This is a genomic window from Luteolibacter sp., from assembly GCF_058122085.1.
Genome location: NZ_JBIKBQ010000024.1, coordinates 14895 through 35623, shown reverse-complemented (window position 1 = coordinate 35623; position 20729 = coordinate 14895). Strand labels below are relative to the sequence as shown.

At 60.3% G+C, this 20729-nt stretch carries 18 protein-coding genes; 11 read left to right on the top strand and 7 right to left on the bottom strand.

The window, feature by feature from the left end; translation table 11 throughout:
- On the bottom strand, positions 1 to 163 hold a 163-nt coding region (locus AC4DF4_RS05440; RefSeq protein WP_490047095.1), incomplete at its 3' end, for a twin-arginine translocation signal domain-containing protein.
- Positions 164 to 385: 222 nt separating this feature from the next.
- On the opposite strand from AC4DF4_RS05440, the gene AC4DF4_RS05435 reads away from it, so the two are divergent.
- Positions 386 to 1114 carry a transposase gene (locus AC4DF4_RS05435; RefSeq protein WP_490047094.1) on the top strand — a complete coding sequence of 243 codons (729 nt, stop codon included), beginning with the start codon at positions 386 to 388 and terminating at the stop codon, positions 1112 to 1114.
- 133 nt (positions 1115 to 1247) lie between these two features.
- Here AC4DF4_RS05435 and AC4DF4_RS05430 read toward each other — a convergent pair whose 3' ends face one another.
- On the bottom strand, positions 1248 to 2975 hold the full coding sequence (locus AC4DF4_RS05430) for a hypothetical protein (protein WP_490047093.1): 1728 nt from the start codon (positions 2973 to 2975) through the stop codon (positions 1248 to 1250).
- A 159-nt stretch (positions 2976 to 3134) separates the two neighbouring features.
- Between AC4DF4_RS05430 and AC4DF4_RS05425 the strand changes: the two genes are divergently transcribed.
- The 3 genes from AC4DF4_RS05425 to AC4DF4_RS05415 all read left to right on the top strand — a co-directional run bounded on the left by AC4DF4_RS05425 (position 3135) and on the right by AC4DF4_RS05415 (position 5581).
- Positions 3135 to 3656, top strand: coding sequence for a GbsR/MarR family transcriptional regulator (locus AC4DF4_RS05425; protein ID WP_490047092.1), 522 nt, complete (start codon positions 3135 to 3137; stop codon positions 3654 to 3656).
- Between the two features lie 80 nt (positions 3657 to 3736).
- Positions 3737 to 4738, top strand: a complete 1002-nt coding sequence (locus AC4DF4_RS05420; protein ID WP_490047091.1) for a TIGR01777 family oxidoreductase — start codon at positions 3737 to 3739, stop codon at positions 4736 to 4738.
- Positions 4739 to 4927: 189 nt separating this feature from the next.
- Positions 4928 to 5581, top strand: a complete 654-nt coding sequence (locus AC4DF4_RS05415; protein WP_490047090.1) for a 3D domain-containing protein — start codon at positions 4928 to 4930, stop codon at positions 5579 to 5581.
- Positions 5582 to 5638: 57 nt separating this feature from the next.
- Here the strand turns inward: AC4DF4_RS05415 and cls are convergent, their stop codons facing one another.
- Positions 5639 to 7081 (bottom strand): cardiolipin synthase, encoded by a 1443-nt coding sequence (gene cls, locus AC4DF4_RS05410; RefSeq protein WP_490047089.1) that lies wholly within the window; start codon positions 7079 to 7081, stop codon positions 5639 to 5641.
- Between the two features lie 94 nt (positions 7082 to 7175).
- Between cls and AC4DF4_RS05405 the strand changes: the two genes are divergently transcribed.
- Together AC4DF4_RS05405 and AC4DF4_RS05400 are read left to right on the top strand one after the other, a co-directional pair.
- The gene (locus tag AC4DF4_RS05405) at positions 7176 to 7448 is read left to right on the top strand and encodes a hypothetical protein (RefSeq protein ID WP_490047088.1); all 273 of its coding nucleotides are present in this window, start codon (positions 7176 to 7178) and stop codon (positions 7446 to 7448) included.
- Positions 7448 to 7885 carry a TA system VapC family ribonuclease toxin gene (locus AC4DF4_RS05400; RefSeq protein WP_490047087.1) on the top strand — a complete coding sequence of 146 codons (438 nt, stop codon included), beginning with the start codon at positions 7448 to 7450 and terminating at the stop codon, positions 7883 to 7885. Before AC4DF4_RS05405 ends, AC4DF4_RS05400 begins: the two co-directional genes overlap by 1 nt.
- Here AC4DF4_RS05400 and AC4DF4_RS05395 read toward each other — a convergent pair.
- On the bottom strand, positions 7863 to 8132 hold the full coding sequence (locus AC4DF4_RS05395; RefSeq protein ID WP_490047086.1) for a hypothetical protein: 270 nt from the start codon (positions 8130 to 8132) through the stop codon (positions 7863 to 7865). The genes AC4DF4_RS05400 and AC4DF4_RS05395 overlap by 23 nt on opposite strands.
- Before the next feature lie 577 nt (positions 8133 to 8709).
- Between AC4DF4_RS05395 and AC4DF4_RS05390 the strand changes: the two genes are divergently transcribed.
- The 5 genes from AC4DF4_RS05390 to AC4DF4_RS05370 all read left to right on the top strand — a co-directional run bounded on the left by AC4DF4_RS05390 (position 8710) and on the right by AC4DF4_RS05370 (position 18414).
- Positions 8710 to 11988, top strand: coding sequence for a helicase-related protein (locus AC4DF4_RS05390; RefSeq protein ID WP_490047085.1), 3279 nt, complete (start codon positions 8710 to 8712; stop codon positions 11986 to 11988).
- 165 nt (positions 11989 to 12153) lie between these two features.
- Positions 12154 to 12810, top strand: a complete 657-nt coding sequence (locus AC4DF4_RS05385; RefSeq protein ID WP_490047084.1) for a DUF4391 domain-containing protein — start codon at positions 12154 to 12156, stop codon at positions 12808 to 12810.
- A 35-nt stretch (positions 12811 to 12845) separates the two neighbouring features.
- Complete coding sequence (locus AC4DF4_RS05380) at positions 12846 to 14858, top strand: site-specific DNA-methyltransferase (RefSeq protein WP_490047083.1); 2013 nt, start codon at positions 12846 to 12848, stop codon at positions 14856 to 14858.
- A 183-nt stretch (positions 14859 to 15041) separates the two neighbouring features.
- Entirely contained in the window at positions 15042 to 15281 is a 240-nt protein-coding gene (locus AC4DF4_RS05375; protein WP_490047082.1) for a hypothetical protein, read from the top strand.
- A 61-nt stretch (positions 15282 to 15342) separates the two neighbouring features.
- Entirely contained in the window at positions 15343 to 18414 is a 3072-nt protein-coding gene (locus tag AC4DF4_RS05370) for a type III restriction-modification system endonuclease (protein WP_490047081.1), read from the top strand.
- Between the two features lie 74 nt (positions 18415 to 18488).
- Here AC4DF4_RS05370 and AC4DF4_RS05365 read toward each other — a convergent pair whose 3' ends face one another.
- The 3 genes from AC4DF4_RS05365 to AC4DF4_RS05355 all read right to left on the bottom strand — a co-directional run bounded on the left by AC4DF4_RS05365 (position 18489) and on the right by AC4DF4_RS05355 (position 20702).
- Complete coding sequence (locus tag AC4DF4_RS05365) at positions 18489 to 18833, bottom strand: VOC family protein (protein WP_490047080.1); 345 nt, start codon at positions 18831 to 18833, stop codon at positions 18489 to 18491.
- Between the two features lie 3 nt (positions 18834 to 18836).
- The gene (ndk, locus tag AC4DF4_RS05360) at positions 18837 to 19274 is read right to left on the bottom strand and encodes a nucleoside-diphosphate kinase (protein ID WP_490047079.1); all 438 of its coding nucleotides are present in this window, start codon (positions 19272 to 19274) and stop codon (positions 18837 to 18839) included.
- Positions 19275 to 19343: 69 nt separating this feature from the next.
- On the bottom strand, positions 19344 to 20702 hold the full coding sequence (locus tag AC4DF4_RS05355) for a tetratricopeptide repeat protein (RefSeq protein ID WP_490047078.1): 1359 nt from the start codon (positions 20700 to 20702) through the stop codon (positions 19344 to 19346).
- Positions 20703 to 20729 lie beyond the last annotated feature (27 nt).

The window sequence follows — 20729 nt, the reverse complement described above, 5'->3', positions numbered from 1 at the left end:
TGGCGACGTCGAAGGCTTTCAATTCGCCCCGGCAATCGATCGACCAGTCGCACGCGCCGATGCGAAAAGGCTGCCTGCCACTGGCGGCCATGACCTGCATGGCGGGTGACATCAGCAGGCCTCCGGCCGCTGCGGTTTTGATGAAATCACGTCGTTTGATCATGGGTTCCGGGTGTCTGGGGTGTCGCTTGGATCAACAAGTCCGCGTGGACTCAGAAGCTACGGCAGGTGTTCAGTTTTCTTTCAGGTATGATTGCGGCCGGGGCAGCAGGGAACGTCAGGGCGGCGATGGCGGATTTGGAGATGTGGTTTGGGTGAAAGGCCGTTGAAAGCGCCGGTCGGGCCGCAGGGCGGGCGCGGGGGGCGGCATTCGGAGAAGAAGCCGGTGTTCTACCACTGCATTTCACGGGTGGTGGACCGGCGCTTTGTGCTGGGGGTGGTGGAAAAGGAGAGGTTCCGGACCCTGATGCGGATGCAGGAGAAGTTCACCGGCGGTCGGGTGGTTTCCTACTGCCTGATGGACAATCACTTCCACCTTCTGCTTGAGGTGCCGTCGATGGCGGAGGACGGACTTACGGATGGGGAGTTATTGAGGCGGCTTGGGGCGATCTACAGTGAGGCGTTCGTCGCCGGGGTGGCGGCGGAATTGGCGGAGGCGAGGAAGTTGGTGAAAGAGGGGCGTGGCGAGGAGTCGGTGCTGGTAGGCAGGATTCACGGGCGTTTCGCATACCGGATGCACGATCTGGGTGAGTTCATGAAGGGGCTGTTGCAGCGCTTTACCCAGTGGTTCAACCGGGCGCACAAGGGATGCGGAGCGGATGATTCGATTTGGGCGAACGATGTTTCACAGGAATACCGGAAACTATTGATGGCGGGGGCGGTGGAGAAGACCGTAACGCGGATCGGCCGGGATGGCGCGGAGGAAACGAGGCGGACGCGCAAGGGCATGGGCGCGGCGGTGATCGGAAGCAGGGTTTTCGTGAACGAGGCGTTTGCGAACGCCCGCGATCGTTTCGGGAAAAATCGCAGGGACGGGGCGAGGAAGATGCGCGGCGACGCGGCCGCTGCGACAGGGGGGCTGTGGAGCCTGCGGGATTTGAGGAAGGGAATTTGATTCCCCTCGCTGGAGGTTCCCGCAACCAAACGATTTGCCGCCGCTCCCGGCTGAGACAGCCGGGACACTTCGCATGGCGCGGACTTGATCTTGCATGACCCCATTCCCGCAAGCCGGGCGTGAGCCGTTCAAATCAAGGAGTCACGTTGAGTCGGACGAAGAGTTTCTGCGGACCGCTCGGCATGGTGAAGACGACTTGGCTGGTGCCGATGTTCAGGTTTGCCGCGTAGTTGATGTTCGCATCCTCCCACGTGTCCAAACTGGTCGATACTTCCACTTTGAAAGCGGCGATCGTCGTGCCGGCGGCACGTGCCCAGGACACCGCGCCGGAAACGATTCCCGGATGGGCGGTGAAGGCATTGCCCGCGGTTCCCATGAAATACTCGACACCGTTGGGCAGGCCGTCGTGGTCGCGATCCTGCGCCGCGCTTTCGCCGGGAGCGTTGGCGATGAGCCAGGATGCGAAGGTATTTTCCGCGCCCGTCACGGTGAAGGCGGTGGAGGCGAACGGGACATCCGGAGCGGTGCCGTCGGTGCTTTGGTCGAGATCGGCATCTTGTGTTAGCCAGTTGCCGGCGTCGCCGAGCAGCGTGAGGTAGGCCGCGAAATTTGCCTGATTGGAGCGGGAGCCGGTGTAAGCCGCGACGTCCTCGTCATCCGGGAGATGAATAACGTGCGAGGGACTCAAGCCGGTGCCTGCCGTCGAGTCGCCGACATGGGTGGCAATCACCGCGAGGAAACCCGTGGGAATCAGCGGCGTTCCTTGATAGGCGTAGACCGTTTCATTATTGACATTGAGATTTAGACTTCCGGAGGAGCTGACGACGGTTCCAACGCTGGCGCTGCGGATTGGTGATGAGAGGTTGTTGAGACTGACCACCGTGCCCGCCACCACGCCACCGGCGGGTGCCGTCCACGTGACGACGCCTTCTAGGGCGGAAAATTCGCCGCCAGCCCCGACGGGAGAGGCATTCCACGCGTTGTCGGTGAAACGGATCACAGCATTTGGCGAGATGGCAGCCAGCGCGACGAAGGCGAGGTCGTCGTCGCCATCCGCGTTGAAGCCGACAAACGCGATTGCGCCGGGGCTCAGGCTGATGACGGGACTGGCGATCCATGCGAGCGAAATATCGTCGATGGCCAGACCATGGTCGGTGCCGGCGTGATCCGGGTCTTTCCAACGGATCATCAGGTAATTGCCCGCCGGGACGAAGATGTTCGGATTGATCGAAATCGTGGTGCGGTTGGCCAAGTCGTTTCCATTGAGGGAAGTTCCAGTGTCGGTATTAACGGGGCTGCTGAAATTTCCAGCCGGAACAGCGGTCCAACCGGTATCGGCCGAGGGTGCCAGCGAAGTGATAGGCGTCGGGCTGATCTGATACCAGAGCGTGACGACCTGCGCCACGGTCTCGCCACCCTTCCGCCATTGCTCGCCGGTGTAGGCTAGGGAATTCACGGTCGCGGCCTCGCCGGAGGTGTTCTGGAGCTGGACTCCGTGTGCGAAGTTTCCCGCCATGGCAGTGCCGGAGCCGATCGAACCGAGCGCCCGTTCCGCGGTGGAGCCATAACTGTAAAGATTTCCTGCCGTTTCGGAACCGGGGTCCGCGATGATGGAGTTACCGGAACTACCGCTTCGTTGGGAATACCACCCCGGAAGGGTCGAGTCATCGGCCCAGGTGGCGGACCCGCTGGCTGGCAGCGTGTCGAAGTTCTGCGAGTAGTTTCCCGTTCCGGTGATCGCGACGGGAGCGGCATGGGTGAAAGCACTTCCCACGACGCACAAGACGCCGAGCCATGCTCGCGCATGCCGTTCAGGGTGGAAAATGCGGGTGGCGGGAACGGAGTGGTGGCAATGTTTCATGGTGGTTAGGGAGGGTCATGTTGACAGGAATGGAGCGATCAAAATCGACAATCTATCCATTACTTGCTAGTATCTGGTTTTTACGATGACCGCCAGAGATTTTGGCAGCGGAGCAATTTTAGCTTGCCGCTCCTGAATTTTCAGTATTTACTGAAATCCGTGAGCACCGAAACCGAAAAACTTAAACTCGCCCGCGACGAGTTCGTGGCCCAGTGGGGCGCGCTCGGCTCGCAGTGGGGGATCAACCGGACGATGGCCCAGATCCACGCGCTGCTGATGACCGCGCCGGAGCCGTTGACGACGGACGAGGTGATGGAGGAGCTGGAAATCAGCCGCGGTAACGCCCACTCGAACCTCAAGGAATTGGTCGCGTGGGGCCTGCTCCGCTCGGTGGTGAAAAAAGGCGAACGCCGCGATTTTTTCGAGGCGGAGAAGGACGTTTGGCAGATTTTCACCATTGTCGCCCGCGAGCGGAAACGCCGCGAGATCGAGCCGGCGCTGGCGATTCTCCACAAGTGCGCCGAGGTGAGCGAGGGCATCGACACGCCGGAGGGAAAAGCTTTCCACGATCAGATGCGGGCGCTTGAGGATTTCGTCGGCTTCGCCTCGAAAATGTCGGACCGGATCTCCTCGATGAAGCACGGCTTCGCCCTGCAACTCGCCACCAAACTGCTCGGCTGAGGTTGAAAAATTTGACAACGGTTTTCAGAGTTTTCTGAAAAGCCGAGATAGACGGAAACAAAAACAATAAGGAAGCCCCAATGAACCCAGTAATTGTCATTTTCGGAGCCAATGGATTTCTCGGCCGCTACTTGACCCGCCACTGCGCCCGCAGCGGCAAGGAGGTGGTCGCCATCGGCCGCAGCCGCGAGGGCTGGAGTGGCGACGGGATGTTTCTCGAATGGGACGGCAAAACCGTCGGCCCGTGGGCGCTCGCGCTGGAAGGCGCGGAAGCCGTCATTAATCTAGCAGGGCGCAGCGTGAACTGCCGCTACACGGAGAAGAACCGCCGGGAAATCATCGACTCGCGGGTGGATGCCACGCGGGTCATCGGCGAGGCGATCGCCGACTGCAAGACGCCGCCGAAAACCTGGCTCAACGCGAGCACCGCGACGTGGTATCGCCACGCGGAGGACCAGCCGCAGAACGATTGGCTCGGCGAGCCGGGCGAGGGGTTTTCCTGCGAGGTGGCGCAGGCGTGGGAAGACGCGTTTTACGGCGCGGACGTGCCGGCGGAAACGCGCAAGCTCGCGTTGCGGATCGGCATGGTGCTGGCGAACGAGGAGGCGACGGTTTACGATGTGCTGCGCAAACTCACCGGCCGCGGTCTCGGCGGGGCGATGGGTTCCGGCAACCAACGGATTAGCTGGATTCACATGGAGGATTTCCTGCGGGCCGTGGATTTCGCGATCAGCGACCCGTTCCTCGATGGCACGATCAACGTCACCGCGCCGGAGTTCCCGACCAACCGCGAGTGGATGCGGACCTTCCGCGAGGCGGTGGGCATGCCGCTGGGTTTGCCCGCCCGCCGCTGGATGTTGGAAATCGGCGCGCGGCTGATGGGCACGGAAACCGAGCTGGTTTTGAAAAGCCGCTGGGCCGAGCCGCTGCGACTCCGCGACGCGGGGTTCCGCTGGCGGTGGGGCCGGGCCGTGGACGCCGTGGCGGACCTCGACTCCCGCCGCGGGCTGGAGGGATTCTTCCGGGCCGCCTCCGAGCGGAGTGCCGGAGCGAGGGTCTGGCTACCTGCCGCGACGCGGTGAAATTCATGAAATCACGGATTTACGGACCAATTAGTTTCAAACGAAAATCCCACAACTCGCTGATTGTAAATGCTCATACAATGTAAATTATCCCGGGAGGGCTTTTTCGGTTTGCCCCGGCGGGTAACCCCGCCTATGCCTCGCCAAGTTGATTCAGCCTGAGCCGACGCTCATTCCCTTCTCCACCGCATGATTTATCGATCTCTTTCCCTTCTCTCGCTCGCGGTTGCCGCGGCGTTTCTCACCAGCTGCGGCAGCTCTGGTCCTAACATCATCTCGAAATCCTCGATTCATTCCGGCTCCGGGACTTACGCGAAAAACGAAAGTTTCGCGCTGCCTCAGGCCTCCTCGGTCGTCATGGCCGCCGCCGCCGGCAAGCCCCGCGACAAGCACTCGATGCCGGTTTACGCGTTCAGCGACCGCAACCGGATCGTCCGCACCACCGCTTACACCTGCAGCGAGTCCGACCACTTGATCTACGGCAACAAGAACGCCACCGGCACCGTTCTCCGCTACAACAACCGGGTCCGCAGCGCCGCCGCCGACTGGTCGTTCTACCCGGTGGGCACCACTTTCCGGATCAAGGGCCTGCCTTATCTCTACGTGGTCGATGACTACGGCTCGGCGCTTCTCGGCACCGGCACCGTCGATATTTACAAGCCAAACAAGGACATCATGGCTCAGTGGGGCCGCCGGAATGTCGAGTTGACCGTCGTCCAATGGGGCTCGTTCACCCGCAGTGCCGAACTGCTCAGCAAGCGCACCAACTACGATCATTGCCGCAAGATGCTGGCAAACATCGTCCGCCAGCGTCCGGACCTCGGCCGCGTCGCCAAGCTGTAATTTCCCGTAAATTTCTCCCAAGGCCCGGTCGTTCAGTCGGCCGGGCCTTTTTTGTTGTCACTGGATCGGCGCGAACAAGCGCGCCGCCCGGCACGCCGCCCGGAATAAAAACGGCTTGCCGGTGAAGTCGCCGACCTTTGCTTCCTGCGAGTGGATGAAGTCGGAAACCATCATCGCCTCGACCTCGCCGACGAATTTCCGGTCCGCCGAAAACGCCGTGATCTCGAAGTTCAACCGGAACGAGCGGTTGTCCAAATTGGCCGTGCCCACCGCCGCCAGCCGGTCATCGATCAGCATGACCTTCTGATGGAGAAATCCCCTGTGATAGCGGAACAGTTTCACGCCGAAAGGAATCGACTGCTCGTAGTAGGAAAACGCCGAAAGCCAGACCAGCGTGTGGTCCGCCCGCTCCGGGATGAGAATCCGCACATCCACCCCGCGGATCGCGGCGGCTTGCAGGGCGGTAAGCACGCCCTCGTCGGGGACGAAATACGGTGAGGCGATCCACAGCCGTTTCCGCGCGGAATTCGCCGCTTCCGCCACCACCAGTTGCCACGAATCCGCCGGGTCGGCCGGCCCGGTCGGGATCACCGCCGCCACTTGGTCCGCCGCCTCGGGTTGGGTGTCCCAATGCAGTTCGGGCACGTGGTTGGACGCCCAGAACCAGTCTTCCAAAAACACCAGCTGCACCGCCTGCACCACCGGCCCCTGCATCTTCAAATGCGTGTCCCGCCACTCGCCGAACTTCCGGTCGCGGCCCATGTATTCGTCGCCCACGTTCAAGCCGCCGATGAACGCCGTCTTGCCGTCGCTCACCACGATCTTCCGGTGGTTCCTGAAATTCACCTGAAACCGCGACCACCAATACCGGTTGATTCCGAACGAGCGGCACTCGATTCCCGCCGCCTTCATCTCCTTCAAATAGCGCCGCGGCAATTTGTGCGAGCCGATCTCGTCGAACAGGAAATAGACCTTCACCCCCGCCCTCGCCCGCTCGATCAACGCCTCCTGGAAACGGGTGCCGAGCGTGTCGCTTTTGACGATGAAAAAGTTCACGCACAGGTAGTTCTCCGCCGCCGCGATCACCTCAAAAATCCGACCGAAGGTTTTCTCGCCGTCGATCAACAACTCCAGCTCGTTTCCGCGGGTGAATGGCAAGCCGCCCAAAAACTGCGCCGCCCGCTCGAAGGCGTCGTCATCCGGGATGTCCACCTCGTAATGGCCCAGACGCTGCCGCATCGTCGCCGCCAGCCGTCCCAGCCGGCTGTCATTTTCCCGCCGCCCGCCGACGTTGCGGGCAAACCGCGTCCGCCCGAGCAGCCAGTAGAGCGGGATGGCCAGAAATGGCACCGTCAGCAGGGAAACCACCCACGCGATCGTTCCCTGCGACGTCCTCACATGCATCAGCGCGTGAAGCACATGCAGAATCCCCACCACGTAAAAAACCAGCAACGCGACCAACCCCAGCCACGTGTTGAACTCGAAATCGGGGAAGAACATCGCCGCAGGCTAGCCATGCAAACCGCCGCTCACAAGCCCTCAGCCACGGGCTTCCAAAACTTGACAGAAATCTTTCAAAAGCTATTTTGCTTTCATGCAAACGACTCTTCGCATTGACGATCACCTCTACCGGGAGGCCAAAGCCGAAGCCGCCCGGGCGGGAGTGAGTCTGACCCGTTTTCTCGAAGAGGGGCTGCGCTTGCGGTTGGAGAAAAAAACAACCCTGCCCGCAACTCCCCACGCGTTTCGGGCTTACGCTGCCGCGAAACCGGATTCCCGGACTTGGGAGGAAATCCGCCGGGTGGCCGACGAAGAGCAGGAAGCCCATGATCTTGCCAAACTGGGCCTGCGCGCTCCCCAATCCTGATGGCGTTATTCCTCCCCGATGCAAATGTGCTGATCCATGCCCTGCGCAAGGATTCCGCCGAGCATGATTCCTGCCGCCGATGGCTGACGAGCACCGCCGCTGCAGGCGACGGGATCGGTCTGTGCGAGTTGGTGGAAACCGCGTTGCTGAGGATTCCCACGCTGCCGAAGCTGCAATTGGTGCCGATGGCCGAAACCCTTGGATTCTGGAGAGACGATTTGTGGAGCTATCCGGGCACCCGCCGTCTCGCTGCCGGCTCCCGCCATGCCGGGATATTTTCCGATTTCATCACCGCCCTCAACCTCTGTGGCAACGACGTCGACGATGTCTGGCTCGCCGCACTCGCTATCGAGCACCGCGCCACACTGGTCAGCACCGATCAAGGATTCGCCCGTTTTCCTGGCCTGAGCTGGATCAATCCGATGAATTCCTTGTAGCCGCCGCGCAATCGACGCCCCCGGCGCGGGCGACCACTTCGGCCTTCGCAACGACCACTTCGGTCTTCGCAATGACCACTTCGGCCTTAGCAACGGCCACTTCGGTCTTCGCAATGACCACTTCGGCCTCCGTAACGACCGCTTCGGCCCTCGCACCGACCGCTTCGGCCTCCGTAACGACCGCTTCGGCCCTCGCACCGACCACTTCGGCCTCAGCAACGACCGCTTCGGCTTTAGCAACGGCCACTTCGGTCCTCGCAACGCATCGGTTGGCCTTCGCAACCCACTGGTTTCCATCGGCAAGCCGCCAAGATCGCAAAGTTTGAAGCCTGAGCCCGCGAAATCCTCTCTTAATCTCCAAGGATTCGCGCGATTCGCCAGATTCGCGGTTTTAAAATCTTTGACCTGTGCCGAACCGTTCGGGGCCCATCCCAAAAGGAGACAGCCCTGTCCGTTCCGGCGTTTCTCCTTGCCCCAACGACGCCTCCCGCATTCACTCGCGGAGTCCGCCTTGGCGGATGGGGCCTGATAAACCTCTCAACTAGCGGTTGGCATCGACCGCAACGATGTCGCCAAACCGACCCAAAAGGCCGGGGAGGCGACGGCGCATGTCCAGGTCGGCTCCTACGGGGGTCGGCTAAAGGCCGTTGCGGTCGTCTAGTTGCGACTTTATCACTCCCCGTCCACCCGGAAGGACGCATTTTTATGCCTCCTTCCGCGAAAAAGACGTTGTTTTGGAATCATTCCTTTGTCGTGGCCGCGTGTCCGGCGAGTGGTGTGGCCGGTCGGATTTTCGTGTTGGAGCGATTCCCGCATCCACCGCATTGACCCTCCTCGACAACATCACCAGCCTTCTCGGCGACGATCTGAAACGCACCGTCACCCCCGGCGCGAAGCTCAAGATCGCCGCCTCGTGCTTTTCCATCTACGCCTACGAGGCACTCAAGGCGGAGCTGGAGCAGGTGGAGTCCGTCGAATTCATCTTCACCTCGCCCACCTTCGTGCAGGGCCAGGCGACCGACAAGTTGCCGAAGGAAAAGCGCGAGTTCTTCATCCCCAAGCTCGAACGCGAGCGCAGCCTCTACGGCACCGAGTTCGAGATCCAGCTCCGCAACAAACTCACCCAGCGTGCCATCGCCCGGGAATGCGCCGAGTGGATCCGGCGGAAAGTCACCTTCCGCTCGAACGCCACCAAGTCCCTGATGCAGCAAATGGCCTGCATCCAGCCGACCGACCGCGAGGCCGATGTCTATTTCCCGCTCCAGGGATTCACCGCAGTCGATCTCGGCTATCAGCAAGGCAGCGCGCTTTCCAACATCGTCAACAAGTTCTCCGGGGCCGCCATGACCGACGGCTATTTGCGCTTGTTCGAGCAAATCTGGAGCGACCGGGAAAAACTCGAGGACGTCACCCGCCAAGTCTGCGAGCACATTTCCAACATTTACTCCGAGAACTCGCCGGAACGCATCTACTTCGTGATGCTCTATAATATCTTCTCCGAGTTTCTCGAAGACATCACAGAAGACGTGTTGCCCAACGACCGCACCGGCTATCAGGAATCGGTGGTCTGGAAAAAGCTCTTCAACTTCCAGCGCGATGCCGCCGTCGGCATCATCAACAAGCTGGAAACCTACAACGGCTGCATCCTCGCCGACAGCGTGGGCCTCGGCAAAACCTTCACCGCCCTCGCCGTCATCAAATACTACGAGCTGCGGAACAAATCCGTGCTCGTCCTTTGCCCGAAGAAACTCGCGGATAACTGGCTCACCTATAACAGCCCGCTCAAGACCAACATCCTCGCCGCGGACCGCCTTCACTACACCGTCCTCAATCACACCGACCTCCAGCGCACCCGCGGCCATTCCCACGGCACCAATCTCAAACAGATCAACTGGGGCAACTTCGACCTCGTCGTCATCGACGAATCCCACAACTTCCGCAACCACACGCCCGGCGAGGAAGAGAGGGAATCGCGCTACGAGCGGCTCATGAACCAGATCATCCGCTCCGGCGTGAAGACCAAGGTGCTGATGCTGTCCGCCACGCCGGTGAACAACCGCTTCGCCGATCTCAAAAACCAGCTCGCCCTCGCCTACGAAGGCGAATCGGAAAAACTCAGCGCCAAGCTCAATACCCGCAACAGCATCGAGGAAATCTTCCGCCAGGCCCAGGCCGCCTTCACCCGCTGGAGCAAGCTGCCGCCCGAAGAACGCACGCCGGACGCCATCCTCAAGTCGCTCGACTTCGAATTCTTCGAGCTGCTCGACAGCGTCACCATCGCCCGCTCGCGCAAACACATCCAGGCCCACTACGACACCGCGGAAATCGGCACCTTCCCGGACCGCCTGCCGCCATTATCATTCCGGCCGCCGCTCACCGCCCGCACCGACGTCCATGACTTCGATGCCATCTACGAGCAACTCACCCAGATCGAACTCGCCGTTTACACTCCGGCCGAGTTCATCCTCGCCAGCCGGAAATCGAATTACGAGGAGTCCTTCCGCGACGACCTCGAAGGCATCTCGCGCAATGTCAGCCTCGCCGGCCAGCAGCGGGGCATCCGCGCATTGATGACGGTCAATCTCCTCAAGCGCCTCGAAAGCTCCGTCCAGGCCTTCCGTCTCACGCTCCGCAAACTCGCTGCGACCAACCAGGCGATGCTCAAGCAAATCGCCAGCCACGAATCCGGCAAGGCTTCCCTGAAATCGGTGACCAGCGCCATCGTCGGCGACTTCGATCCCGACGACGACGACCTCCCGTCCCCCGACGAAATCACCTTCGGCGGGAAAATGGAAATCTCGCTCGAAGACCTCGACCTGCCGTCGTGGAAACGCGCCATCGAAAACGACCACGCCATCATCCGCGCCCTGATCGTGGAAATGGAAAAAGTCACGCCGGAGCACGACGCCAAGCTCCAGCACCTCATCGATCACATCCGGGGCAAAGTCGGCAACCCGATCAATCCCGGCAACCGCAAGGTCCTGCTCTTCACCGCCTTCGCCGATACCGCGGACTATCTTTACGACTGCATCGCAGAGGACCACCTCAAGCGTTACGGCCTGCACACCGGGAAAATCACCGGCACCACCGGCCCGAAAACCACCATCGGGCAAGGCTACGATTTCCAGGACGTGATGACCCTGTTCTCCCCGCTTTCCAAGGAAAAGGCGCTCATCATGCCTGGCGAGCTTCATCAGATCGACCTCGTCATCGGCACCGACTGCATTTCAGAAGGCCAGAACCTCCAAGACTGCGACTACCTGATCAATTACGACATTCACTGGAACCCGGTTAGGATCATCCAGCGCTTCGGGCGCATCGACCGCATCGGCTCGCGAAACACCGTCATCCAGCTCGTCAACTACTGGCCGGACATCTCGCTCGATGAATACATCAACCTCAAGGAGCGAGTCGAAAACCGCATGGTCATCGCCGACGCCAGCGCCACCGGCAGTGACAACCCGCTCGATCCGAAAGCCAACGAAATCTCCTACCGCAAAGAACAACTCCGCCGCCTTCAGGACGAGGTGATCGAGATGGAGGACTTGAAAACCGGGATCTCCATCACCGATCTCGGCCTCAACGATTTCCGCATGGATCTCGTCAGCTATATGAACGAGCACGGCGATCCATCGCGCACGCCCAACGGCATGCACGCCATCGTCCCCGCCGATCCCGCGCGCGGCCTGATGCCGGGCGCGCTCTTCACCCTCCGCAACCGCGAGGACGGCGTGAACATCGACCAGCGCAACCGCCTCCATCCCTACTACCTCGTTTACATCGGGGAAAACGGCGAGGTCGTCACCCGTCACACCGAGGTCAAGCGCCTGCTCGACCTCGCGCGCACCGCCTGCAAGGGCCGTGCCGAACCCTCGCAGGAGCTTTGCACACAGTTCAACGAGGCCACCCGCGACGGCCGCGACATGAGGTTTTACACCAGAATGTTAGGCCAGGCCATCCGCTCGATGATCGACGTGAAGGAAGAGGGCGACATCGACAGCCTTTTCACTCCCGGAAAAACCACCGCCCTCGTGGATTCCATCTCCGGTCTCGATGACTTCGAGCTCATCTCCTTCCTCATCATCCAGGAGGTGAAGTCATGAGTGCCAAAAACAAGGAGCGGCGGACTCCGCTCCGCCGTGGCCCATGGCAAGCCGATGAAAAGCGATTCTCTCACCTCATCGTCACCTCATGGGCTTCGGCGGACGGATTCCGCCGCTCCTCGAGAAGATCTCCCAACCCACATGCCATAGCCTAACCACTTCCGCATGTTCACCTTCCCGCCACAGACCGCCTTCGGGAAACCCGTTCCCAAGAGCCGCATCTACACCCACGCCGCTCCCTCGCGGCGGGTGCGGGACCTCTTCGTCTCGCAGCTCGCGGAAATCGTCTGGGCGCACAAGCTCTCGCCGGAAACCCTCCGCCTGCCCGCCAGACCCGGCGTGCCGGAAATCCAGATCTTCGACCTCACACTCAAGACCGCCGCGCTCGACGACGACGTACTCCACGCCATCGACCGCGCGATTCCCTATCCGCTGATCCATCGCCTTCATTCGGAAAACGGCGTGGCCTTCAGCGCCGCCTTCAAGCGTCCCAGCGAGGCGGATTCCAGCCAATGGGTCGTCGGCCCGCGCTTCACTTCATCCTTCATCGTTCAGCCTTCATCCTTTCCCCCGCTACCCGTCGCGCTCGATCTCGGCCATCTGTATGCCGCGCTCTTCGCGACCTTGCTGCCGCTGCCGCCAAGACCGGGCGAGGAATTGGCTGCGCACATTCATCGCTGCGAATCCCACCAACGCCTCGCCCGCGGCATCGACCAGCTCACCGCCCGCATCCGCCGCGAGAAACAATTCAACCGCAAGGTGGCTCTCAACCAGGAGCTCAAGCCGCTGCTGCTGGAAGCCGCCGCCATCTCTTCCCTCTAGAATTCAAAATTCAAAATCCATCATTCAAAATTTCCATGACCCGCCTCGACCTCCAAACCCCGGACTTCACCTCCGCCAACATCTCCCGCCTCGCGGAACTCTTCCCCAACTGCGTCACGGAAAAGAAGAACTCGGACGGCACCTTGCGCCGCGCCATCGACTTCGATCTCCTCAGCCAGGAACTCTCCCACGATCTCGTCGAAGGCCCGCAGGAACGCTACCGCCTCGACTGGCCCGGCAAACGCGCGGCCCTCGCCCTCGCCAACGAACCCATCCAAAAAACTCTCCGACCCGCCCGCGACGAGTCGGTGGACTTCGACACCACCCAAAATCTCTACCTCGAGGGCGACAACCTCGACGCCCTCAAGCTGCTCCAGGAAACCTATCTCGGGCAGGTGAAGATGTTCTTCATTGATCCGCCCTACAACACGGGCAACGACTTCATCTATGACGATGACTTCTCGATGAGCCGGGGTGACTATCAGGAAATCTCAGGGGGCGTGGACGCAGAGGGCCGCGCCTTATTAGATGAAGAAAAGTGGAGGCGGAACTCGTCCAGCAGCGGCAGGTTTCACTCTGAGTGGCTGTCGATGATGTATCCGAGGTTGAAGCTCGCGAGGAATTTACTGAGGGAAGATGGGGTAATCTTCATAAGCATTGATGATGGAGAAGTATCCAATCTCAGAAAAATTTGTGATGAGATCTTTGGCGCTGAGAACTTCGAAACTGCGTTTGTCTGGCAACGAAAACAATCCCCACAGCGTGACGCGACAAATGTTTCGACCACCCATGATATCATTTTGGCATATTCTCGCCAGACACCAAAGACTCGTGGTGATGGAAACGGTTGGCTTTGTAGGCTAATTCCGAAATCAGACGAACAGCTTGATCGATATAAGAATCCAGACAATGACCCAAGGGGGCTTTGGACTTCGACTGATTGCACTATAAACAAGACCGCAGAAGAACGTCCAAATTTGTATTACGCCGTAGTTAATCCTCGCACGAAAGAAGAAGTGTTTCCGTCCAAAAACAGAACGTGGTCTTTCGATCGAAAGTCGATGGGGAAGCTCATCGAAGAAAATAAACTGTGGTGGGGTGAGAGTGGTAATAATTTTCCACGATTGAAGTCTTTTTTGGCGGAGAATCAACAAGGGGTACGTCCTCAATCACTTTTGTTCCGCACAACCGTGGGGGACAACCAAGCAGCAACCAGGGAGCTGAACGGTTTGTTTCCCGATGCTGGAATGATTTTTGATTCACCGAAACCATCGAGCTTGATTTATCATTTAGCATTTGTCGGGAACACTAAAGATGACGACATTATCCTCGATTTCTTCTCCGGCTCGGCCACCACGGCGCACGCGGTGATGCAGCTCAACGCTGAGGACGGCGGCAAGCGCCGCCACATCATGGTCCAGCTTCCCGAGCCTTGCGACGAGAAGAGCGAGGCGTTCAAAGCGGGTTACAAGACCATCGCCGAGATCGGCAAGGAGCGCATCCGCCGCGCCGGGAAGAAGATTCTTTCGGAGTGGCAGGCCAAACAAACCAAGGAAAGGCCCACGCAAGGCGATCTTCTCCATTCAACATCCAACATTCAAAATTCAACATCTCCCCCAGACATCGGCTTCCGCGTGCTCAAGATCGACAGCTCGAACATGGCGGACGTGTACTATCAGCCGGACGAGCTGATGCAGGACACGCTCGCCCTGCACGTGGACAACCTTAAACCCGGCCGGAAACCGGAGGATTTGTTGTTCCAGGTGTTGCTGGATTGGGGCGTCGATCTCGCGCTGCCGGTCACCGAGGAGAAGATCAAAGGCAGGCGCGTGTTTTTCGTCGCCGATTCCGGAGAACCCGCCGCCCACCCGGCGCTCGCCGCCTGTTTCGACACGGGCCTCGATGAGGACTTCGTCAAGACCCTCGCCAAGCGCGCCCCGCTGCGCGCCGTGTTCCGCGACGCCGGCTACGCCAGCGACGCGGTGAAGATCAACATCGAGCAGATCTTCAAGGCCCTCAGCCCGCACACCGAACTCAAGACGCTGTGAGGATGAATTCTGAAATATGGAGGGGTGACATTCCTGTCACCCTGCCCATTAAATGACAATGAGAAGCGCTACGCATTCACCTATTGGCTTTTCATGGGCATCGGCGGATCGGAGTCCGCCGCTCCTTGTTGCCGCTCCGTTTCCCGACTTGCGGCACACCCACATTCCTGTATTTATTGGCACATGAAAACGACGATTGACCTACCGGATGAGGTTTTGGTGAAAGCAAAGGTTTTCGCGGCGGAGCAGCGGACGACCTTGCGAGACCTTGTGGTTCGGGGACTCAAGCTGGTGACGGAAACACCGGAGCCGGATGACGAAAAACAACGCAAGGCCGCGCTCAAGCGTTTGCTCGAAGCCATGCGGGCCAGCAATACGGAACCGATGGTCCCACTGAAGCGGGAGGAGATTTATGACCGGTGAAGTGTTTCTGGCGAAGTTCGCGTGATCAACCCTTTCAAATAACCCGGGAAACCCAGCGGAAATGAAAATTCAGTTCAAACACCAGGAATACCAGTCGGACGCCGTCACCGCCGTGGCCGATTGTTTCGCAGGGCAACCTAAAGTCGAAGGCATCACCTATCGGCTCGATCCCGGCCAGCTCGCCGCCGCCAGGCCGCAGTCGGAACTCGATTACGGCACCGAGGCATTCCGCAACGCCGGACTGCTGCTCGACGAAGCGCAACTCCTGGAAAACATCCAGAAAGTCCAACGCCGCCGGAACCTGCCGCAGTCGAAAGCGCTCGTCGCCACCAAGAGCGCCGCCGTGAATCTCGACGTGGAAATGGAGACCGGCACGGGCAAGACCTACGTTTACATCCGCACGATGTTCGAACTGAACCGGCGTTACGGTTGGAGCAAGTTTATCGTCGTCGTCCCGAGCATCGCCATCCGCGAGGGCATTCAGAAGTCGCTGGAAATCACCTCCGAGCATTTTCTCCAGGACTACAGCAAGCGCATCCGCTTCTTCACTTACGATTCGAAGCATCCCCACAAGCTGGAGAGTTTCTCTTCGGACGGCGGCATCAACGTGATGGTGATCAACGTCCAGGCCTTCAACGCCAAGGGGGCGGACGCGCGCCGGATCGACATGGCACTCGATGATTTCCAATCGCGCAAACCCATCGACGTCATCGCGGCGAACCGCCCAATCCTGATTCTGGACGAGCCGCAGAAAATGGAAGGCCCGCAGACGGTTACGTCGTTGATGAAGTTCAAGCCGCTGTTCGTGCTTCGCTACTCCGCCACCCACAAGACGGAGCACAACAAGATCCACCGGCTCGACGCGCTGGACGCATACAACCAGAAGCTGGTCAAAAAAATCCGCGTCCACGGCATCGCGCAAAAAGGCCTGAGCGGCACCAACCGTTTTCTCTATCTGGAGTCGATTATCATTTCAAAGAAAGCTCCGGTTGCGCGGCTGGAATTCGAGATCAAGGACCAGTTCGGCAACATCCGGCGCATCCTCCGCAAGGTCGGGCGCGGCGACAATCTCAAGACGCTCTCCAACGGACTCGGCGAGTATGACGGCTACGTGGTTTCCGAAATCGACGCGCTGCACAACACCATCAGTTTCACCAACGGCCAGGTGCTCAGCGCCGGCACGGTGTCCGGCGACGTGAACGAAACCACGCTGCGCCGCATTCAGATCCGCGAGACGATCCGCGCGCACTTCGACAACGAGCGCCGCTTGTTTTCCCAAGGCATCAAGGTGCTGAGCCTGTTCTTCATCGATGAGGTGGCGAAATACCGGCAATACGACGAGAACGGTGAGCAACCCGGCGAGTATGGCCTGATCTTCGAGGAGGAATACGCGCTCCAGCTCAACGAGGAACTCGAACTCGAGGACACGCCCTATCAGCGGTTTTTAAAGGAGATCAAACCGGCGGACACCCACAACGGCTATTTCTCCATCGACAAGAAAACCAAACGTCTCGTCGATCCGGATGTGGCGAAAAAAGGTGAGGACGCCGGCACCTCGCTCGACGTGGATGCCTACGATCTGATTCTCCGCGACAAGGAAACGCTGCTTTCCCTGCCCGCCGCGAACGACGACGAGGTCACCCGCTTGAGAAAACAGGTGCGCTTCATCTTCTCCCACTCCGCCCTGCGCGAGGGCTGGGACAACCCGAATGTCTTCGTCATCTGTACCCTCAAGCACAGCGACAGCACGGTCTCTCGCCGCCAGGAAGTGGGTCGCGGCATGCGCCTGTGCGTGAACCAGCACGGCGAGCGCATGGACCACCCGGCCACCGCGCACGACATCAACATCCTAACGGTCGTGGCAAACGAGTCCTATGAGGATTTCGTCAAAGGCCTGCAATCCGACATTCATGACAGCCTTTCCGCCCGCCCGAGAAAAGCAAACGAGGGCTACTTCACCGGCAAAGTGCTGGTTGGCGTGAATGGCGAGGACGACAAGACCCTCACTCCGGAGCTGGCGAAGCAGATCTATCGATATTTGTTAAAGCACGATTACAGCGACGATCAGGATCAAATCACCGACGCCTATCATCAGGCGAAAAAGGACGGCACGCTCGCCGAACTGCCGGAAGATCTCCAGCCGCACGCGCCGCAGGTTTTCCAACTGATCGACTCGGTCTTTTCCGAAGGTGCGCTGCCACAGTTCGGAAACAACCGCGCGCCGAAGCGGAACCTCCTCAACGAGAATTTCCACAAGAAGGAATTCCAGGACCTCTGGCGCAAGATCAACCACCGGGCCGCCTACACCGTGGCCTTTGAAACCGACGAGCTGATTTCCAAAGCCATCAAGGCGCTCAACAAGGATTTGCGCGTCGAAAAACTGCGTTTCCAGGTCGTGCGTGGCGAGCAGGCGGATTCCGTCTCGCTCGAGGAACTCGCCGCGAAACAAAGCTTCGTCGTGAGAGAGCGCGAGTCCGAGTATGGCCGTGGCTCGATCCGCGCATCCGTGAGTTACGATCTAATCGGCAGCATCGCAGAGGCCTCGCAGCTCACCCGCCGCACCGTCGCGGCGATTCTTCAGCGGCTCGAACTGCCGGTGTTCAGCCAGTTCAAATCGAATCCCGAAGCCTTCATTTCCCGCGCCTCCACCCTGATCAAGGAGCAGAAGGCCACGATGATCATCGAGCACCTCGCCTACGATCCCATCGAGGGAAGCTATGACTCCAAGATTTTCACCGCCGAGAAAAACGAGGACGAATTCGGCAGCGCCTTCAAAGCGAAAAATCACATTTACGACTACGTCTTCACCGACTCCAAGGTGGAGCGAGCATTTGCCGAAGAGCTCGACACCAACGCCGAGGTGAAGGTTTATGCGAAGTTGCCGAAGGGTTTCTCCATTCCCACGCCCGTCGGCGACTACAACCCGGATTGGGCGATCGCCTTCGAGTCCGGCAAGACGCGGCACATTTATTTCATCGCGGAAACCAAAGGCAGTATGTCGTCGCTCGAACTCCGCGAGATCGAACAGGCCCGCATCAGCTGCGCCCGCAAGTTCTTCGCCAAGATCACTTCCGACGAAGTGCGATACGACGTGGTGAACAGCTATGAGAAACTGATGGAGCTGGTGAAGTGAAAGTGGCGGCGATCACCGGTCGCCGCGGATTCTTTGCGGCGGATTCGCGGTGACCGGTGATCGCCGCTACTTTCCTATCGCTTGCGGATGAGCATGAACTCATTGCCGTCGGTGTCGAAACACATCGCCAGATGCGGCGCCTCGCCGTCTTCCTCTTGCGGCTCGCGGACCAATCCGCCGCCGTGTGCGACCACCTCGGCGGCTCCGGCGACCACGTCCGCGACTTGGATGCTGATGCCGGTCCAAGTGCGTTTCCCCTCACCGCCGCCGTGGATGCCGATGGTGGCACCGGCGATTTCCAGTTCGGAAATATGGCTGTTGGCGCGGATGACCTCCGAGCCGAAAACCTCTTGATAGAACCGGGACGCCCGCGCCAAGTCCGCTGCCCAGATGACGTACTTGACGCGTTCGACCTGCATTTCTCAGTAGTTGAAAATTTCGCCGTCCTTGAAGAAGCGCTTCAGCTCGGCCTGCGCGGCTTCCACCGAGTCGGAGGCGTGGCAGACGTTGCGCATCTTCGCGTCGGCGTCCTTGTGGCCGAAGTCACCGCGGATGGTTCCGGCGGCGGCGGCCAGCGAATCGGTCGGTCCGAGCAGGTCGCGGACGGCGGTGATGATGTTTTCGCCTTCAAGGGCGAGGGCGATGACCGGAGTTTCCTGCATGAAGCTGCGGACGGATGGGAAGAACGGCTTGTCGGCGATGTGCGAGTAGTGCTCGGCGAGGATTTCGTCGCTGAGGAGCATCATCTTGATGCCGCGGATCTTGAAGCCTTGCGCTTCGAAGCGGGCGAGAACCTGGCCGGTGATGTTTTTGGAAACCGCGTCGGGCTTGAAAAGGATGAGAGTCGTTTCTGGAGTCATGGGAGAGGGAGTTAGTCCCGCGACTCGTTTTGTGCAAGCCTTTTGGCGCGGCAGATTTTCTCGGAATTGTTAACGGTCAAGCGCATCCGCGCGCTGCCGCAAGGCGTGGGCGGCGTCGGCGTTGCGGCTCTCGGTTTCCCACAGCAGCGCGAGGCGGCGGAGCGCGGCGGCGGTTTCCTTTTTCGCCTCGGGCGGAAATGATTTGATGGCGGACCGCAATCGTTCCTCGGCGGCTTTGCTCTGGCCTTGGGCGATCAAGACTTCGGCGGACTCGATGAGGAATGCGGGCTCGGGCTTTTTATCGGCGGGACGGAGCGCTTCGGCCTCGCGGAACAACCGCGCCGCGAGATCGCGGGTGGCCGGATCGCGGCGGGTGGCGATGGCGAGCTGGTTGGCGAGTCCGAAATTCTGCGGATGATCGAAGATGGCTTTCTCCAGCAAGATCCGCGCTTGCCGCGGGTCATCGGCGGCGAGCCATTCGTCCGCGAGCTTGATGAAATCGGCCGGGGAACCGCCGCGGATTTTCAGCAACTCGCCGGCATGAAGGCGGGCGGGGCCGGGCTGGTCGCGGAGCCGATAGAATCTCGCCAGCGACTGATGGGCGAGCGCCTGGCGGGGATAGATCGCGAGCACTTGCTTGAGCGTGGCCTCGCCCTCCGCGTCGCACTTGGCGGCGAAATAGAGAATCCCCAAACGCGCCCGCAAATCCAGCGACGAGGGCGCGGCTTCGACATGGCGTTTGAGGATGTCGATGGCTTGGTCAGCCCCGTCGGTGTCGCGGAAATGCTCGGAGGCCGCGCGGGCCAGTCCGGGATTTTCCGGATGAGACTCGACGGCATCGAGAAAACGCCGGTCCACATTTTCGCGGGCCGCGGCGTCAGCGGAATCAAACAGGCTGCGGGAGAGCGACGCGTAGAGGAGCACCGACGCCGGATCGTCCGGCGCGAGTTGATCGAGCAGCGTTGATTTGTCGCCCGCGGATTGCGCGCGCCGGAACAAGCGGCGGATGATCTCGGGATGGCCGGGATTTTTCGTGAGCGCGGCTTCGAGCGCCTCGTCCGCGAGCTTCAGCGCCAGCGCGTCGCCGCCGCCTTGTTGTTCGAGAAAATCGGCGCAGGCGAGTTGGATTTCGAGATCGTCCGGCCGCGCGGTGGCGAGGTCGCGATAGAGTTTCACGGCGGCCGGGCGGTTTCCCTCGGCCAGCCGGGCACGGACGGCTCGCTGCACGAGTGGCAGCGCGAGCGGATCGGCGGCGCGGGCGTTTTCAAAGCGGAGATTGGCTTCCGCCGCATCGCCGCGGGACTCGGCCAACACGCCGAGCGCGAAGTCCGTCTGCGGATTTCCCGCCGCGGCGAGCGAGGCCGCGAACAGCAGGAAAATGCCCGGATTCCGAATCACGCGGACAAGCGGTAGCACGCCCGGCGGCACGCGTCGAAAGATTGTTACGCCGGCGGA

Excerpts from the sequence above, each read along its gene's own strand:
- AC4DF4_RS05430 (WP_490047093.1), bottom strand. The coding sequence starts at position 2,975 with ATGAAACATTGCCACCACTCCGTTCCCGCCACCCGCATTTTCCACCCT.
- AC4DF4_RS05420 (WP_490047091.1), top strand. The coding sequence starts at position 3,737 with ATGAACCCAGTAATTGTCATTTTCGGAGCCAATGGATTTCTCGGCCGC.
- AC4DF4_RS05415 (WP_490047090.1), top strand. The coding sequence starts at position 4,928 with ATGATTTATCGATCTCTTTCCCTTCTCTCGCTCGCGGTTGCCGCGGCG.
- cls (WP_490047089.1), bottom strand. The coding sequence starts at position 7,081 with ATGTTCTTCCCCGATTTCGAGTTCAACACGTGGCTGGGGTTGGTCGCG.
- AC4DF4_RS05405 (WP_490047088.1), top strand. The coding sequence starts at position 7,176 with ATGCAAACGACTCTTCGCATTGACGATCACCTCTACCGGGAGGCCAAA.
- AC4DF4_RS05400 (WP_490047087.1), top strand. The coding sequence starts at position 7,448 with ATGGCGTTATTCCTCCCCGATGCAAATGTGCTGATCCATGCCCTGCGC.
- AC4DF4_RS05385 (WP_490047084.1), top strand. The coding sequence starts at position 12,154 with ATGTTCACCTTCCCGCCACAGACCGCCTTCGGGAAACCCGTTCCCAAG.
- AC4DF4_RS05380 (WP_490047083.1), top strand. The coding sequence starts at position 12,846 with ATGACCCGCCTCGACCTCCAAACCCCGGACTTCACCTCCGCCAACATC.
- AC4DF4_RS05375 (WP_490047082.1), top strand. The coding sequence starts at position 15,042 with ATGAAAACGACGATTGACCTACCGGATGAGGTTTTGGTGAAAGCAAAG.
- AC4DF4_RS05370 (WP_490047081.1), top strand. The coding sequence starts at position 15,343 with ATGAAAATTCAGTTCAAACACCAGGAATACCAGTCGGACGCCGTCACC.
- AC4DF4_RS05365 (WP_490047080.1), bottom strand. The coding sequence starts at position 18,833 with ATGCAGGTCGAACGCGTCAAGTACGTCATCTGGGCAGCGGACTTGGCG.
- ndk (WP_490047079.1), bottom strand. The coding sequence starts at position 19,274 with ATGACTCCAGAAACGACTCTCATCCTTTTCAAGCCCGACGCGGTTTCC.